The organism is Mesorhizobium sp. INR15, from assembly GCF_015500075.1.
GTDB lineage: Bacteria > Pseudomonadota > Alphaproteobacteria > Rhizobiales > Rhizobiaceae > Mesorhizobium.
In genome coordinates, this window is record NZ_CP045496.1 from 2,742,010 (window position 1) to 2,755,744 (window position 13,735).

Consider the following 13,735-nt stretch of genomic DNA (forward strand, 5'->3'; position numbering starts at 1 on the left):
GGCTGCACTCTCGTCAGGAGTACGAGGGGACAAGTCTCGTATCGCGCAGTGGAAGCGCCATGGTAAAATGCAGACCCTCACGGTGATAGTTCAACGCTATTTTCGCGTCGCATTGGACGGTCACAACCTTCTCCAGCAAGGTGGTGCCAAAACCACGTCGCTTGGGCGGATCGACCTGGGGTCCATCACGCTCGCGCCAATCAAACGTCACAACCGGCCCTTGGCCTGAGTCGGCGAGTGTCCAGTGCACCTCAAGCCTCCCTTGCCGTTGCGACAGCGAACCGAACTTCGAGGCGTTGGTGGCCAACTCATGGAATGCCATGCCAATCGGTATCGCCAGATCGGCAACGAGGTCGACATTCGGACCCTCCATTGAAATCCGGGGCTTGTCGCGCGTTTCGTAATGTCTCAGTTCACCCTCCAGGATTTTCCGCAGCGAAGCCATTTGCCAGTAATCGTCTGTCAAAATGGAATGTGTGTCGGCCAACGACACGAGCCTGGCCGAGAAATCGCGAACGAAATCGTCAATATCACCGCTTGCCCGTGCTGTAGCCCCCATCATCGCGCGCACATTGGCGAGCGTGTTCTTAACCCGATGATGAAGTTCCCTAATAAGAAGTTTTTGGCGGTCGGCGACCTCCTGTTTTTCTTCTATGTAGGATTTGACCTCAAGCTGGCGGGCGCGGGCGCGAAGCGCCGAGCGGACCGAGTTTGACAGGCTGGAAGCGAGAAAAGGCCTCTCGAGAACAATCAGGTATCGATCTAGAAACCCCAGGCGGCCATCGATCTCTCTCCCGCGCCTCACCAACAGCACAACCGGAAAGTCCGACCAGGCCGGCTGGCTCTCCAGCCACCCGGCTAACGCATGTCGACCGGCGCTGATAAGCGCTTCCTCGGCGGCGACCAGACATTGCGCCTTGTCGAGAAGTGGCAGCACGTCCTCCAACGCGGGACAAACCCGGGTCGCGATGTTGCCTGTCGCCAATATCGAGGCAGCGATCTGCGCGTCGCGTCCAGATGGCGTGAGCAAGAGGACCGGGGGCTCCTGCATCAGGATGCCTTGTTTGTGATAAGATCAGACCGCTCGCCTTCGAAAACTGGAATGCCCGTTAGGATACCCCGAAAACGATTGAGCGGCTCACCAACAGTGATACCAGAACCATCGATCCGAAACTCTCGGATCGTGTCCTCGTGCGGGCCCACTCGCTTCTTTATCACCGAGATCGCTCGCCGGATGCGCCCGCCACTCTCGAAAAATCGTAGCAGCATCACAGCATCACACAGGTACGTCATATCGACGTCCACACCCATTTGCCCGATCAGTCCGTGATTGGCCAGCAGCAGGATTGTCACCACGCCCTTCTGGTTAAGATACGTAAGAATCTCATGCATTTGGAGGACCAGATGCTGCTCCTCAGACATCGCATTGAGATACCCAGTTAAACTGTCGATGACGACAAGCCTGGCATCCCGGCTCTCGACGGCAGTCCGTATCTGAGATGACAATTCTCCCGGCGACAGGTCGGCCGGATTGATTTGCTCCAGCACCAACATCCCTGATGCAATAAATGGTTTTAGCTCCATTCCCACGCCACCAGCCCTGGCCAGGAAAATCCGTTCGGTCTCATCGAAAAGCAGCACAAGAACACGCTCGCCTCGCTCCAGCGCTGCGTGGCAGAAGGACGTTGCAATTGTGGATTTCCCAACGCCGGAAGGTCCCATCAGCAGGGTGCTGGTTCCGCGGTCCAGTCCACCGCCGAGCAGCGTGTCAACCGCATTACCGCTGAGTGCCAGCGAACCATTCGGGGCTGGTTTATGATCTGCCGCAACAAGACGCGGAAACACCGTAACGCCGCCGGGCCTGATGACGAAATCATGGTAGCCACCCCGGATTTGTACTCCGCGCATCTTGATGACACGCAGCCGCCGCCGTTCGCCACCATAAACGGGCGTTAATTGCTCCATGCGAATGACGCCATGGCTGATTGAATGAAGGTTGAGATCTTCGTCCTCTCCGGTCAGGTCGTCCAGCAGCAGCACCGTTGCGTTGTTGAGAAGAAAGAAGCTTTTCAGCGCCAGAACCTGCCGGCGATATCGCAGGGAGCCCTGTGAGAGCAGCCGGATTTCGGAGAGCGAGTCAAACACGACCCTGTCGGGCTTGATCCGCCCGATTTCAGCCAACGCCGCCTGCACAGTCTCGCCAAGCTCAAGTTCCGAGGCATGAATCAGTGTCTGCAACTTGGAGGGGTCGAGGCTAAGTTCTGGCGGCACCAGCTCAAGGATGTCTACGCCCTGCAGGTCCCAGCCATGCCGACCGGCGACTGAAAGCAGTTCGCGCTTGCTTTCCGACAATGTGATGTAGAGGCATTTTTCGCCATGAGCCGCACCCTCGATCAGAAACTGTAGACCAAGGGTAGTCTTTCCCGATCCAGGCCTACCCTCGATAAGATGCGAGCGATACTTGGCGTATCCGCCACGCAAAATATGATCGAGCCCGGCCACGCCCGAGGCGATTGGTGACGCGTCATCTGTGTTCACATGGCTCTCCGACATAGGTGAAGATCGTAACGGGCGGGATTTTCAATTGTTCCATGCGCGGCAGCGACACCCGGCAATCGAATTCGCCAACAGAAAGGTAATCGATCCAGGCCGATGTCGTTGAAGTATCCCCATGAATAGGAAGGATAAACCGTGATCTGTTGGCCGAACTTACAAGAGAAGATAGGAACTGTTGCGGCGCTAAGCCGCGTACCTCCCGCCACCCCCCAAAACGGACAGGACCTTCGAAACTGGCGTATGGACGATGCCAAACGCGGATCGCCGCATGCCAAGAAGCTATACAACGTCCAAACCCCAGGCGCGAAGCCAACCGCTCTCGAACGCGGCGACGCGAACGCCAGTCTGCCGCGTGGCCGATCGCGCCATGGCGCGAGTTCATCCCTCAAGCTGCGCTCGAATTTTGATGAGGCTTCTGCGAAGCCAGGTCCGCATCGTGTTGATCGGCACGTTGTAACGCCGAGCCAGCTCTGCATAACTTTCGCCGTCAAGATATGCGCCACGAACGGCGTCGGCTTTTTCGCTTGCGAGTCCATCGATGCATCGCCGGAGACGCTCGGCATCGGTTGCCGCAATCACAAGCGCATCCGGCCCTGGGGCCGGATCGGCTATGTCTTGCGCCACGCTAAGTCCGACAGATGGCGGGCGGCGTGCCCTTATACGATCTATCGAATGGTTGCGCGCGATCGCGACAAGCCATGAGATCGGGCTGAGTTCCGAAATCGCGAAGCGATCGGCTTTTGCCCAGATCTTTATATAAATTTCCTGCAGGGCATCCTCAGCTTCTCCGCGATCGCCCAGAATACGCAAGCACACGCCGAATAATTTAGCGCAAGTGTGACGATAGAGGATATCGAACGCAGGTCGGTCCTGAGCGCCTGTTCTTAAAATGAGCTTTGTTATGTCGTCTCGAGTGAGCACCGTTGAGCCCTCATGCCAAGCGCCTCCAGTTCGTCTGTCACCTTGACCTAAGCGCCTTCGCCAATTGGGCGGGCGTTGTCAGTGGCAAGGGACTGATGGTGGCCCTGGCGGGCTACGCGCGCGCGGCCGCGCGCCCAGCAGGCTCCTTTGGGAACGACCGATTTTGGAATTTGATCGACCGATGCACTCCAATGCCGATCAATTTTCCAGAGCGCTGCTTCATCGAAATCCGATGTGTGTTCCCAGTACCGTCCATCTTCGACAAGGTAGCCAAGCTCAGTTTCAAGCCTGCTGGCGCTGTCCATGGAAATCTTGTCGACAGTGGCCTCGAGCATCACTCTGATCGCTTTGATCCGGGCCGGGGTCAGTCGATCGATTGTGGGCATCGTCACCCGCGGTATTGCAAGGCGACTTTCAGGAAGGTTTGATAGGTTGAGGCAGACTGTCCCGTGACGCAGTGCCTTGACGAAAAACCTTCCAGACTTGGCCTCAAGGTCTTTCAGGGTTACGTCGTCGCGCAATGGATCGGCTGTTCCAATCCCATAGAAATGCGTCGGTGCGTTGCTGGGATAAATCATGTCGCAACCCAAAAAGGCAATCACCTCAGGCTTGAGTGCCTTAAGGGCCCAATAGCCAGCGGTGAACGCCATTGTGCCCCCTGCATAGACAAAGCCACCGAATGCGTTTTGCGTAGGAACGAAGTCGCCGGATGTTATGATCGACGCCACTCCCAGGCGTTTATCCATCGGCATGCGCTCATGAGGAAAATCATCAGCGTGGATCAAATAGTCCCAATCCGGCCGCACGCCCCAGGCGTTGTTGATGACAACGATCGAGGCAAACGCCGCCCGGGGCCAATCTCGGCATCTGACGGCATCTGGGGCACTGCCGACGATCAGAACGATATTTGGCACGTCGGCGGGTTCCTCTCCAAAAGGTGATCAATGTGGGCCGACAGCTTGTCGGCCCACACTCTCCGGCAAACGTCACGCATGCCTGCCTCGCGAGCATCTGCCTTCGGAGAACTGGATTTTGTCCAGCCAACTCGACCAGATTTACAACGCCATTCCGACTGTGACGCTTCATGTGACTCTGAGGGTTTACGGATGTCGGTGGTAAATGGATCACCACTCATCGCGTAAGAGATCCAATTGGCTGATAGAAAGATCAGCCGGATACGATTTTGCTGCCGGCGCCCATCAAGTTGGTGATCCAATTGATCCACCGACGCGTAATGAGGTGATAAAACCCCGGAGCGCGGTCTTGCCAGCCGGAGCAAGCTTAAGCGTATACTACAAACCGATGGCGGAATTCGATTCAGACCGGCTAGTCACACGTGTCGCAGCCGCTCAGGATCGCGACGCGTTCTCGGCGCTGTTCGAATACTACGCCCCACGCATCAAGGCCATGATGATGCGGCGTGGTGCAAGCTCCGACCGCGCCGAGGATCTGGCTCAGGAGACGCTGATCAGAGTCTGGCATAAGGCGGCACAATATGATCCGACCCGCGCTTCGGCCTCTGCCTGGGTTTATTCGATTGCGCGCAACGTCAGCGTCGATGTTGTTCGTCGCGAAGGGCGCGCGACTGCCTGGATAGAGGATGAGACCTTGCCAGAAGAGATAGATCCGGATCAGCCCGAACTGCACCTTCTCGTGGCCGAGCGCGAAAGCTTCGTGAGATCGAGAATTATCAGCCTGCCGGACGAACAATTGCGGGTCATCCGGCTGTCATTTTTCGATGGTCTCGCACATGCCGAGATAGCGGATCAACTCGGCATACCCCTCGGCACCGTTAAGTCGCGGATCAGGCTAGCTCTGCAGCGCCTGAGAGACAGACTTGGTGAGCTGAAATGATGAAATCAATTACCCATCATCCATCCGACGAAACCCTCGCTGCTTTTGCCTCGGGCACGCTGGATGAAGCGCGCAGCCTCGTCGTTTCGATGCATCTGTCCATGTGCTCCTGCTGCAGCGGCAATGTCGTTACGTATGAGGCGATAGGCGGCGCGCTTCTTGAGCGAGCACCGCTGGCATCCTTGGCGCCTGGAGCGCTTCAAAACGTCTTGTGCCTGATCGACAATACCTCGGAGGCGCCTGACAGCGCGCCGGAAGAACCACTCGACCGATATGAACTTGGGCCATGGCGCTGGGTCGGGCCTGGTCTGAGACAACGGTCCGTATCGGTTCCGGAAGTCGCCGATATCAAGGTGTTCATGCTGAAGGCGGCGCCGGGAACCAAGCTGCCACATCATAGACATAGCGGATACGAATGGACATGTGTGCTCGAAGGGTCATTCGAGCATCAGTTCGGCCGTTACGGCCCTGGCGACTTTGACGAGGCCGACGAAACGATGGATCACAAGCCCACTGTTGGCGAAGGCGCGCCCTGCATTTGCATCGTCGCATTGCAGGGCAGCATCAAGCTTCAAAGCAGGCTTGGGCGGCTCATACAGCCCCTGTTCAGGCTCTAAGGAGAACGCAGCAGTAGGTATGCGCCGAATTAGGCTCTCGCGCGGTCTGTCGGAGTTTGGCTTTGGACTTTCGTGGCTTTCCGGGCTCTTGACGGACATCTTGAGGAATTGACGGACATCTTGAGGAATTGATGGATGATTTGGGCGATATCTATGCGTCTCGTGTGCCGCGATAGATTTCCAGCGCGCGCTCCCTGGCGTCTGCATGATCGACGATCGGCGTGGGGTAATTTTCTGCAATGTTGACGCCGCATTCGTTGAGGACTTCTGTCGGCGCTTCCCAGGGACGATGGACATAACGGTCGGGCAGCTTTGCCAATTCCGGTATATAGCGCCGGACGTAACTGCCATCGGGATCGAATTTCTCGCCTTGGAGGACCGGGTTGAAAATTCGGAAATAGGGAGCGGCGTCGGCTCCCGATCCTGCCACCCACTGCCAACTGGCGGGGTTGTTCGCAGCGTCGGCGTCGACCAATGTTTCCCAGAACCATTGCTCGCCATCACGCCAGTCAATCATAAGGTCCTTGACCAGGAACGACGCCGCGATCATGCGAACCCGGTTGTGCATCCATCCAGTTTGCCAAAGTTCGCGCATGCCTGCGTCCACTATGGGGTAGCCGGTTCGTCCGGTCTGCCAAGCCCTCAGCGCCGCTGGCGCACTTCTCCACTTGAAGGCATCGAATTCGGAACGAAAATTTTCGAGATGCAGCTTGGGCCGATTGAAAAGGAGATGATAACAGAACTCGCGCCAAGCGATTTCCTTGCGATATGTCTCAGCCCCGTTGCCGCGCCTGCGCCGAAGCGCCGCCATCATCTGGAACGGCGTGATCTCACCATGGGCAAGATGCGGCGAGAGTCCCGAGGTGCCCTCGACGCCTGGGACGTTGCGGTCTTCGGCGTAAGCTTCCAGTCTGTCATCAAGAAAGGTGACCAGTCTGTCTTTTGCGCCTTGCTCACCAGGCTGCCACCGTTCGGCCAGACCGGACGACCAATCTGGACTCTTCGGCAGAAGCTTGAAATCTTCAAGCCTGTCGGAGCGCAGACGACCCTTCCAGGCGACAAGCGATATCGGTGCGTCAACGGGATCTCTAGGGTCGTCTTCCGCGAGCCTTTTGTAGAAAGGCGTGAAAACTTTGTAGAAGTCGCCTGAACGTGTCGCGACACGCGATGGCTCGTGCAGGAGAAATCCGTCAAAGCTTTCCACGGCCAACTGCGCTGCACGCAATTCGGCCTTCAGTGCCATGTCGTTCGTCACGGCTGACGGAGAATAGCGCCGATTCCAGAACACGGAGTCAGCGCCCGTAGCGCTCACTGCCTCAGCAACGATCGTCTTGGTTGGTCCATGTCGCATGAAAAACGTCGTTTCGAGCTTTGCCAAGGAATTTCCAAGCGCTGAAAGCGAATGATGGAGCCACCAGCGGCTTGCAGCACCTGCCGAACGCTCATCCCTCGCCTCTTCGTCCAGAATGAAGAGCGGTACGATCGGCTTGCCCGTGGCGCTGGCGGCTGCGAGCGCCGCATTGTCCGAGACCCGCAGGTCGTTTCGAAATAAGACGATGATTGGCGCGTTAGTGGCCGTCATTGGGCTTGGCCTCGATCCAACATGGGGTGGCAAGAAGTTTGCCGATAAGTAGGGCTAGTTGAAATGATCACTGCGCTTCGTGGCGAAATGCAATAACCTGACTTTTGCTCCAGATCGGAAGCTGTGTTCAGGAAGCCTCTCAGGCCGGCTGTCTAAACTAGAGGCGATCGTCGACCTTTCAGGCCTCCGCATGTCGCGAACCCATATCCACTCAGCTTGGATTCAGTTTCGGGAGTGGCAGGGCAGCGAGATACCGGTAGCGCGCGAGAAACTCCGTTTTTGACCCTATACGCGTCGCAGGCGGTCTTGGATCAATCGGACGTTTCGTGAAGTTGCCAGCTGCGGCGATGACGTGGCCGACGCCGGGTCCTGTCGTTGCAGACCGAACGAAGCGGCGTCCACGGCTGCCGATCGCCTGTCTTCCATGCCGACAGCTCGACACCACACGATCGGCCCGTAGCGGCCGTTGAATTCAAATGCAGTTTGCCTGACCTCTGCCCAGCGAGGAGAACGCATGTCAGGAACGAAAGTCCTCTGGGGCCAGATTGCCGTTGTCTTTTTGGTCGTGCTTCTCACCACCTGGGGGGCGACGCAATGGTCGGCGTGGCAACTGGGCTACCAGACACAGCTGGGGCCGCCCTGGTTCGTCATCGCCGGCATGCCAATCTACTATCCGCCAGCTGTCTTCTGGTGGTGGTATTTCTACGACGCGTATGCGTCGGGGATCTTCATGCGCGGCGGCCTCATCGCCGCCTCGGGTGGTTTCATCGCGATCGCCGTCGCGATCGGCATGTCCCTGTGGCGGGCCCGCGAAGCGACGAAGGTCGAGACCTACGGTTCCGCGCGCTGGGCCGACAGGAACGAGGTCAAGGCCGCCGGCCTGCTTGTCCAGGACGGTGTGGTGCTGGGGCGGTATGGGCCGCATTATCTTCGCCATGACGGGCCCGAGCATGTGCTTTGCTTTGCGCCGACGCGCTCGGGCAAGGGTGTCGGCCTGGTGGTGCCATCGCTGCTGACCTGGCCGGGCTCGGCGATCGTCCATGACATCAAGGGCGAGAATTGGCGGCTCACCGCCGGTTTTCGCGCCCGGCACGGCCGGGTGCTGCTGTTTGATCCGACCAATGCCAGGTCGAACGCCTACAACCCCTTACTGGAGGTCCGACGGGGCGAATGGGAGGTGCGCGACGTCCAAAACATCGCCGATATTCTGGTCGACCCCGAAGGCTCGCTTGAGCGGCGCAACCACTGGGAAAAGACCAGTCACGCGCTTCTGGTCGGCGCGATCCTGCACGTGCTCTACGCCGGACCGGACAAGACATTGGCCGGCGTCGCGGCATTTTTGTCCGATCCCAGGCGGCCGATCGAATCGACACTGGCCGCGATGATGACGACGGCGCATTTGGGGGAGGGCGGTCCGCATCCCGTTATTGCCAGTGCCGCACGGGAGCTGCTCAACAAGTCCGACAACGAACGTTCGGGCGTGCTGTCGACCGCGATGTCCTTTCTTGGGCTCTACCGCGATCCGGTCGTCGCGGCGGTCACCCGCTCATGCGACTGGCGCATCGCCGACATCGTCGCGGATGCGTCTCCAGCGACGCTTTATCTCGTCGTTCCGCCCTCCGACATCAGTCGCACCAAGCCGCTGATCCGTCTCATTCTCAACCAGATCGGCCGCCGCCTGACCGAGGATCTGCCCGAAGGGCTGGATCGTCATCGGCTGCTGCTGATGCTGGACGAGTTCCCGGCGCTTGGACGGCTAGACTTCTTCGAATCCGCGCTCGCTTTCATGGCCGGTTATGGCCTGAAAAGCTTCCTGATCGCGCAGTCGCTCAATCAGATCGAGAAGGCCTATGGGCCCAACAACTCGATCCTCGACAACTGCCATGTACGCGTCAGCTTCGCGACAAATGACGAGCGCACCGCCAAACGCGTTTCGGATGCCCTGGGTACGGCAACCGAGCTGAAAGCGATGAAGAACTATGCCGGTCACCGGCTTTCGCCATGGCTCGGACATCTCATGGTGTCGCGCTCCGAGACGGCGCGGCCGTTGCTCACACCTGGCGAAATCATGCAACTGCCGGCTGGCGACGAAATCGTCATGCTGGCCGGGACGCCGCCGATCCGGGCGAAGAAGGCGCGCTACTTCGAAGACCGGCGGTTGAAGGACCGCGTCCTGCCTCCGCCGGCGCTCACCGCGCGAACCGTGATCAAGCCTGACGACTGGACGAGCCTTCCATTGCCGGTCCGGTCCGTGGGGCCACCAGCCGTGGTTGCTCGCACAAAAGGCATGCAGGATGCGACCGACTCCGGCTGGCGGCGTCAGCCCGAGCTCGACAATGGTGTCCCGCCTTCAGCGCCTCCGCCGCCAGCCAACGAATTCGAGATCGATACGGCCGACGAGGCAGATGATCTCGCCGCGAGCAGCGGCCGGATGGCCCGCGCCGCGCGGTCGGTCGCGCGGCAAGTCGCGCTAGATCGCGACGATGGCATGGAGCTATGACGACCATGAAGGCGAGCAAGAAAAAGGTGCAGATCTCCGTCTATCTCGACCCTGCGGTGATGCTGATGCTTGTTGACTATGCCGCCAGGCGCGACCGATCGCAGTCGCTCATCGCCGAAGCGGCGATCGCGTCCTTCCTCTCCCCCGATGCCGACGCGCAGCGTGAGGCGGCGCTGTCCAAGCGTCTCGATCAGATCGACCGCCGCATGACGCGATTGGAGCGCGATGTCGGCATCTCGGTCGAAACGCTGGCGGTGTTCATTCGCTTCTGGCTGGCGACAACGCCCGCGCTGCCTGAACCGATGGCTCAGGCAGCACGCGCCAAGGCAAGCGAGCGCTACAACGCATTCGTGTCTGCTCTTGGCAAGCGCCTGGCCAAGGGGCCGAACTTGCGCCAGGAAATCCCTGAGGATGTCGCTTCGTCCGGCGATGCTGACTGACAGTCCGCCGAGGCAGCCTGTTGATCGACAGCGGCGCCGCAGGCGCGTGCGGCGCCACTGTCGCCGGGTCACGATGCTGCCGGGTGCGGCTGCCAGGGCAGCTCAGTTGGCTGAACCGCAGAGCTGTGCTGTTGTCAGTCCTGTCGGCACTGCTTCCGCCGGTCCAAATCCGTATTTTGCCATGATGGTGGCGATTGTGCCGTTTGACATGACCTTCGCCAGCCCCTGGTTGTAGAGGTCGCGCAGATCGCCATCGTCCTTCCTGAACGCTATGGCGATATAACTGATTGATTTCTCGTCCGTGGTGAACGGATTGGCGCGCTCGAGATCGGGGCTTTTGTTTCCGGCAAGCAGCCCGATCACCGCCGGCGACGAGAACACCGCCGCGTCGACGCGGCCGGCGCGCAGTGCCGCGATGTTGGTCTCGATGTCGGGAAACTGCAGGATCCGGTCTTCCGGCACGCCTTCCGTGATCGCATTCTTGATGACGTTGCTGCCGCGGCCGCCGCCCATGATGAGGTCAGATTTGGCAGCCAGGTCCGTGTAGCTGTGAATCGCCTTGGGGTTGCCGGAAAGCACCAGCGCCGCGTCGTCGGACTTCAGGTCGGGACCGCCGAAGGCGACCTGCTTGCACCGCTCCGGCGTGATCGACAGGCCGGACGCCACGGCATCGAAACGGCCGGCCATCAGCCCCGGGATCAATGCTCCGAACTCGGTCACCTCGAAGTCGATCTGTTTGACGCCGAGGTCGGCGAACGCAGCTTTGAGGAGGTCAGGATGCCATCCGATCAACTCGCCCGTTCCCTCCTTCTTGTAGCCCCATGGGGCCCGGTTATGGATCCCGATGACGATGCGTCCATCCCTCAGGACGCGTTCTTTCGTCGTTTCCGCGCTGGCCGGCAGCACACATCCAACGACTGCGGCAAAGGCGATACAGGCCAAGCCAAGGGCTCGAAATTTCATCATACAGTCCTCCCGTGAGATTGATTGCGCGCGGACATCCCGATCCGGTTCAGCCGCGGCAACTCAAAGTTACGGGCGAGGCGGGCGGTTCGTCAATATATATGTACAAAATATATACTAAATATTGCAAATATTGTTGCGATGGTTTGCCGAGCCTTCTACCATGAGGGTGTTGGAGATCGGCTCGTCCGGGCGGGGCTCACCCAGCCAATACCTCGTCAATACCGGAATTCATTGAGGGCGGCTGTCGATGGTTTGCATCATTGCCTTTCCGTGGCGAGGAAAAGCCGCGGAGATGAAAGATGGCGATGGAAGGCGATTTCGAGACCCGTGACACGCCCCGGCCCTGGACAGGAACGGCTGCGGCAATTGCCCATCACGGCGAGCTTATCCAAGGCGTGTTCAAGGATGATGCCGGGCATCTTCGGCGCGGCCTTGTCACACTGCCAATCGCGGCAATGAGATCGGAGGCGACCTTTGCCAAAGGCGACGGCGCTCCCGTCATTGTCTCCCCCGATCACAAGGTCAAAGCAGGGGCCGCCGCGCGCCTGGCGCTTGATTTCTTGAATGCCGGCGGCGGCGGGGAGTTGACACTTAGCAGTTCAATTCCGGTCGGACATGGGTATGGGTCATCCACAGCGGACGTTGTCGCCTCGATCCGCGCTGTCGCGGCGGCTCTCAAGATTCAGTTGCGGCCATCGAGCGTCGGCCGTCTCGCCGTGGCCGCGGAGCGTGCGAGCGACGCCATCGCCTATGATGACCACGCGGTCCTGTTTGCGCAGCGCGAAGGCACGGTGATCGAAAACTTCGGCGGTTCCTTGCCGCCGCTGTTGCTGGTGGGGTTCAAGGCAAACGGTGGCGCCCCGGTTGACACGTTGCAACTGCCGCCCGCGCGTTACGACAGTGCGGAGATACATGAATTCGGTGTGCTTCGCGCCCTGGTGGCGCGAGCCGTCCGCTTTCAGGATCCCCATCTCCTGGGGCGCGCCGCCTCGGCCAGCGCCCTGATCAGCCAACGGCACCTGCCGAAACAGGATTTCGACAATGTCGTCCAGATGGCCGCCGACGCCGGAGCGTGCGGAGTGCAAGTCGCTCACAGCGGCTCGCTGTTCGGCGTGATTTTCGACCTCCTCGACAAGGACTTGCGGCGAAAGGCCAGTCTGGTTGCGCGACACGTGGAACAGGGCGGATTTACGGATGTCGAGCTTCATCTGGTCAACGGGGAGGGATGGCAATGGTAGCCCTGGATGCCGACTATTTCAGGGATCTCGAGACCCCGCGCCTGGCGCATCTGTCGCGAAATCTTGTTGCCGCGGCCTTCCCGCTGATGAAACTGATGCCGGCCCGATACATCCTGGACCGCGCGGCCTCGAATGGTGAGGTGAAGGCAGGCTCGCATATCGTCGAGACGACGTCGGGCACGTTTGGAATGGCAGTGGCGCTGCTCGCCGCGGCGCGCGGCTACCGCCTCACGCTTGTAACCGCCTCAACGCTCATCGATCCCAAATATCAGGCGCGTCTCGAGCGCATCGGTGCCACCGTCATCGCTTTGGACGACCCGCGTGGTGATGGCAACCAGCCTGGCAGGCTCGAGTGTTTGCTCGACATCCTGGCCAGGGAGCCGGACGGCTTCTGGACCCGTCAATACGACAGTCCGGGAAACTGGCTCGCCTATGCGCGGCTGGCGGAACTCCTGATCCGCGCGATGGGAAAGATTGACTGCCTTGTCGGCTGTGTCGGGACGGGCGGCTCGCTTTGCGGCACGGCATGGTTCCTGCGGACGGTCTTTCCGCATCTGCGGGTTTTTGCCGTCGATACCCATCGTAGCATCCTGTTTGGGCAACCGGTTGGCAAACGCATGCTGCGCGGGCTCGGCAACAGCGTCCTGCCGAAAAATGTTCGCCACGAGCTCGTCGACGAAATCCATTGGGTCGGTGCCTACCCTGCCTTCATGGCGGCCCACCGGTTGCTGCGCGAGCACGGCATCTTCATGGGGCCGACCAGTGGCGCCGCGGCGCTGGTGGCGCAATGGGTCGCGGCCAAGAATCCGGACGCCCAGGTCGCTGTCATCATGCCTGATGAAGGTCACCGTCATGTCGAGACGGTCTACAATGACGATTGGCTTTCAACCTTGCCTGGTTGGCCATGCGCACCAGTCAGTGAACCCAACACACTGACCATCATTGCGCCGAGGGCGGAAACGCAATGGACGCGCTTTGTCTGGAACCGGCGCGGCCTGGCCGATGTGCTGGAAACACAGGCAGTCCTCAAGGCCCAGCCGATTGATTGACACGTCCGGCGG

At 59.7% G+C, this 13,735-nt stretch carries 12 protein-coding genes; 6 read left to right on the forward strand and 6 right to left on the reverse strand.

Annotation, left to right across the window (positions count from 1 at the left end):
- Nucleotides 1-13: 13 nt before the first annotated feature.
- The 4 genes from GA829_RS13470 to GA829_RS13485 form a co-directional block, all read right to left on the reverse strand.
- A complete protein-coding gene (locus GA829_RS13470; RefSeq protein WP_195178978.1) occupies nt 14-1,051 on the reverse strand; it encodes a sensor histidine kinase in 1,038 nt (345 codons plus the stop codon).
- On the reverse strand, nt 1,051-2,553 hold the full coding sequence (locus tag GA829_RS13475; RefSeq protein WP_195178979.1) for an ATPase domain-containing protein: 1,503 nt from the start codon (nt 2,551-2,553) through the stop codon (nt 1,051-1,053). The genes GA829_RS13470 and GA829_RS13475 overlap by 1 nt, the downstream gene beginning before the upstream one ends.
- A 381-nt stretch (nt 2,554-2,934) precedes the next feature.
- Entirely contained in the window at nt 2,935-3,477 is a 543-nt protein-coding gene (locus GA829_RS13480; protein ID WP_195178980.1) for a sigma-70 family RNA polymerase sigma factor, read from the reverse strand.
- A 47-nt stretch (nt 3,478-3,524) separates the two neighbouring features.
- Nucleotides 3,525-4,391 carry a hypothetical protein gene (locus GA829_RS13485; RefSeq protein ID WP_195178981.1) on the reverse strand — a complete coding sequence of 289 codons (867 nt, stop codon included), beginning with the start codon at nt 4,389-4,391 and terminating at the stop codon, nt 3,525-3,527.
- Between the two features lie 349 nt (nt 4,392-4,740).
- Between GA829_RS13485 and GA829_RS13490 the strand changes: the two genes are divergently transcribed.
- Both GA829_RS13490 and GA829_RS13495 read left to right on the forward strand, forming a co-directional pair.
- Nucleotides 4,741-5,331: a sigma-70 family RNA polymerase sigma factor gene (locus GA829_RS13490; protein ID WP_258052268.1), complete on the forward strand. Its 591-nt coding sequence runs from the start codon at nt 4,741-4,743 to the stop codon at nt 5,329-5,331.
- Nucleotides 5,328-5,948, forward strand: a complete 621-nt coding sequence (locus GA829_RS13495; protein ID WP_258052269.1) for a ChrR family anti-sigma-E factor — start codon at nt 5,328-5,330, stop codon at nt 5,946-5,948. The genes GA829_RS13490 and GA829_RS13495 overlap by 4 nt, the downstream gene beginning before the upstream one ends.
- Nucleotides 5,949-6,099: 151 nt before the next feature.
- On the opposite strand, the gene GA829_RS13500 is transcribed toward GA829_RS13495, so the two are convergent.
- The gene (locus tag GA829_RS13500) at nt 6,100-7,530 is read right to left on the reverse strand and encodes a cryptochrome/photolyase family protein (protein ID WP_195178982.1); all 1,431 of its coding nucleotides are present in this window, start codon (nt 7,528-7,530) and stop codon (nt 6,100-6,102) included.
- Between the two features lie 514 nt (nt 7,531-8,044).
- Between GA829_RS13500 and GA829_RS13505 the strand changes: the two genes are divergently transcribed.
- Together GA829_RS13505 and GA829_RS13510 are read left to right on the forward strand one after the other, a co-directional pair.
- On the forward strand, nt 8,045-10,030 hold the full coding sequence (locus tag GA829_RS13505; RefSeq protein ID WP_195178983.1) for a conjugal transfer protein TraG: 1,986 nt from the start codon (nt 8,045-8,047) through the stop codon (nt 10,028-10,030).
- Nucleotides 10,031-10,035: 5 nt separating this feature from the next.
- Nucleotides 10,036-10,470, forward strand: a complete 435-nt coding sequence (locus tag GA829_RS13510) for a CopG family transcriptional regulator (RefSeq protein ID WP_195179625.1) — start codon at nt 10,036-10,038, stop codon at nt 10,468-10,470.
- Between the two features lie 102 nt (nt 10,471-10,572).
- Here the strand turns inward: GA829_RS13510 and ehuB are convergent, their stop codons facing one another.
- Nucleotides 10,573-11,436, reverse strand: coding sequence for an ectoine/hydroxyectoine ABC transporter substrate-binding protein EhuB (gene ehuB / locus GA829_RS13515; protein ID WP_258052270.1), 864 nt, complete (start codon nt 11,434-11,436; stop codon nt 10,573-10,575).
- A gap of 305 nt (nt 11,437-11,741) precedes the next feature.
- Here ehuB and GA829_RS13520 point away from each other — a divergent pair, with 305 nt between their 5' ends.
- Both GA829_RS13520 and GA829_RS13525 read left to right on the forward strand, forming a co-directional pair.
- Nucleotides 11,742-12,674: a GHMP family kinase ATP-binding protein gene (locus GA829_RS13520; RefSeq protein ID WP_258052271.1), complete on the forward strand. Its 933-nt coding sequence runs from the start codon at nt 11,742-11,744 to the stop codon at nt 12,672-12,674.
- Entirely contained in the window at nt 12,668-13,723 is a 1,056-nt protein-coding gene (locus tag GA829_RS13525) for a PLP-dependent cysteine synthase family protein (protein WP_195178985.1), read from the forward strand. Before GA829_RS13520 ends, GA829_RS13525 begins: the two co-directional genes overlap by 7 nt.
- The last annotated feature ends 12 nt before the right edge of the window (nt 13,724-13,735 follow it).

Bases quoted from the DNA above. Each gene is read 5' to 3' on its own strand.
- GA829_RS13470 (WP_195178978.1), bottom strand. From the start codon at position 1,051: ATGCAGGAGCCCCCGGTCCTCTTGCTCACGCCATCTGGACGCGACGCG.
- GA829_RS13475 (WP_195178979.1), bottom strand. From the start codon at position 2,553: ATGTCGGAGAGCCATGTGAACACAGATGACGCGTCACCAATCGCCTCG.
- GA829_RS13495 (WP_258052269.1), top strand. From the start codon at position 5,328: ATGATGAAATCAATTACCCATCATCCATCCGACGAAACCCTCGCTGCT.
- GA829_RS13500 (WP_195178982.1), bottom strand. From the start codon at position 7,530: ATGACGGCCACTAACGCGCCAATCATCGTCTTATTTCGAAACGACCTG.
- GA829_RS13505 (WP_195178983.1), top strand. From the start codon at position 8,045: ATGTCAGGAACGAAAGTCCTCTGGGGCCAGATTGCCGTTGTCTTTTTG.
- GA829_RS13510 (WP_195179625.1), top strand. From the start codon at position 10,036: ATGAAGGCGAGCAAGAAAAAGGTGCAGATCTCCGTCTATCTCGACCCT.
- ehuB (WP_258052270.1), bottom strand. From the start codon at position 11,436: ATGATGAAATTTCGAGCCCTTGGCTTGGCCTGTATCGCCTTTGCCGCA.
- GA829_RS13520 (WP_258052271.1), top strand. From the start codon at position 11,742: ATGGAAGGCGATTTCGAGACCCGTGACACGCCCCGGCCCTGGACAGGA.
- GA829_RS13525 (WP_195178985.1), top strand. From the start codon at position 12,668: ATGGTAGCCCTGGATGCCGACTATTTCAGGGATCTCGAGACCCCGCGC.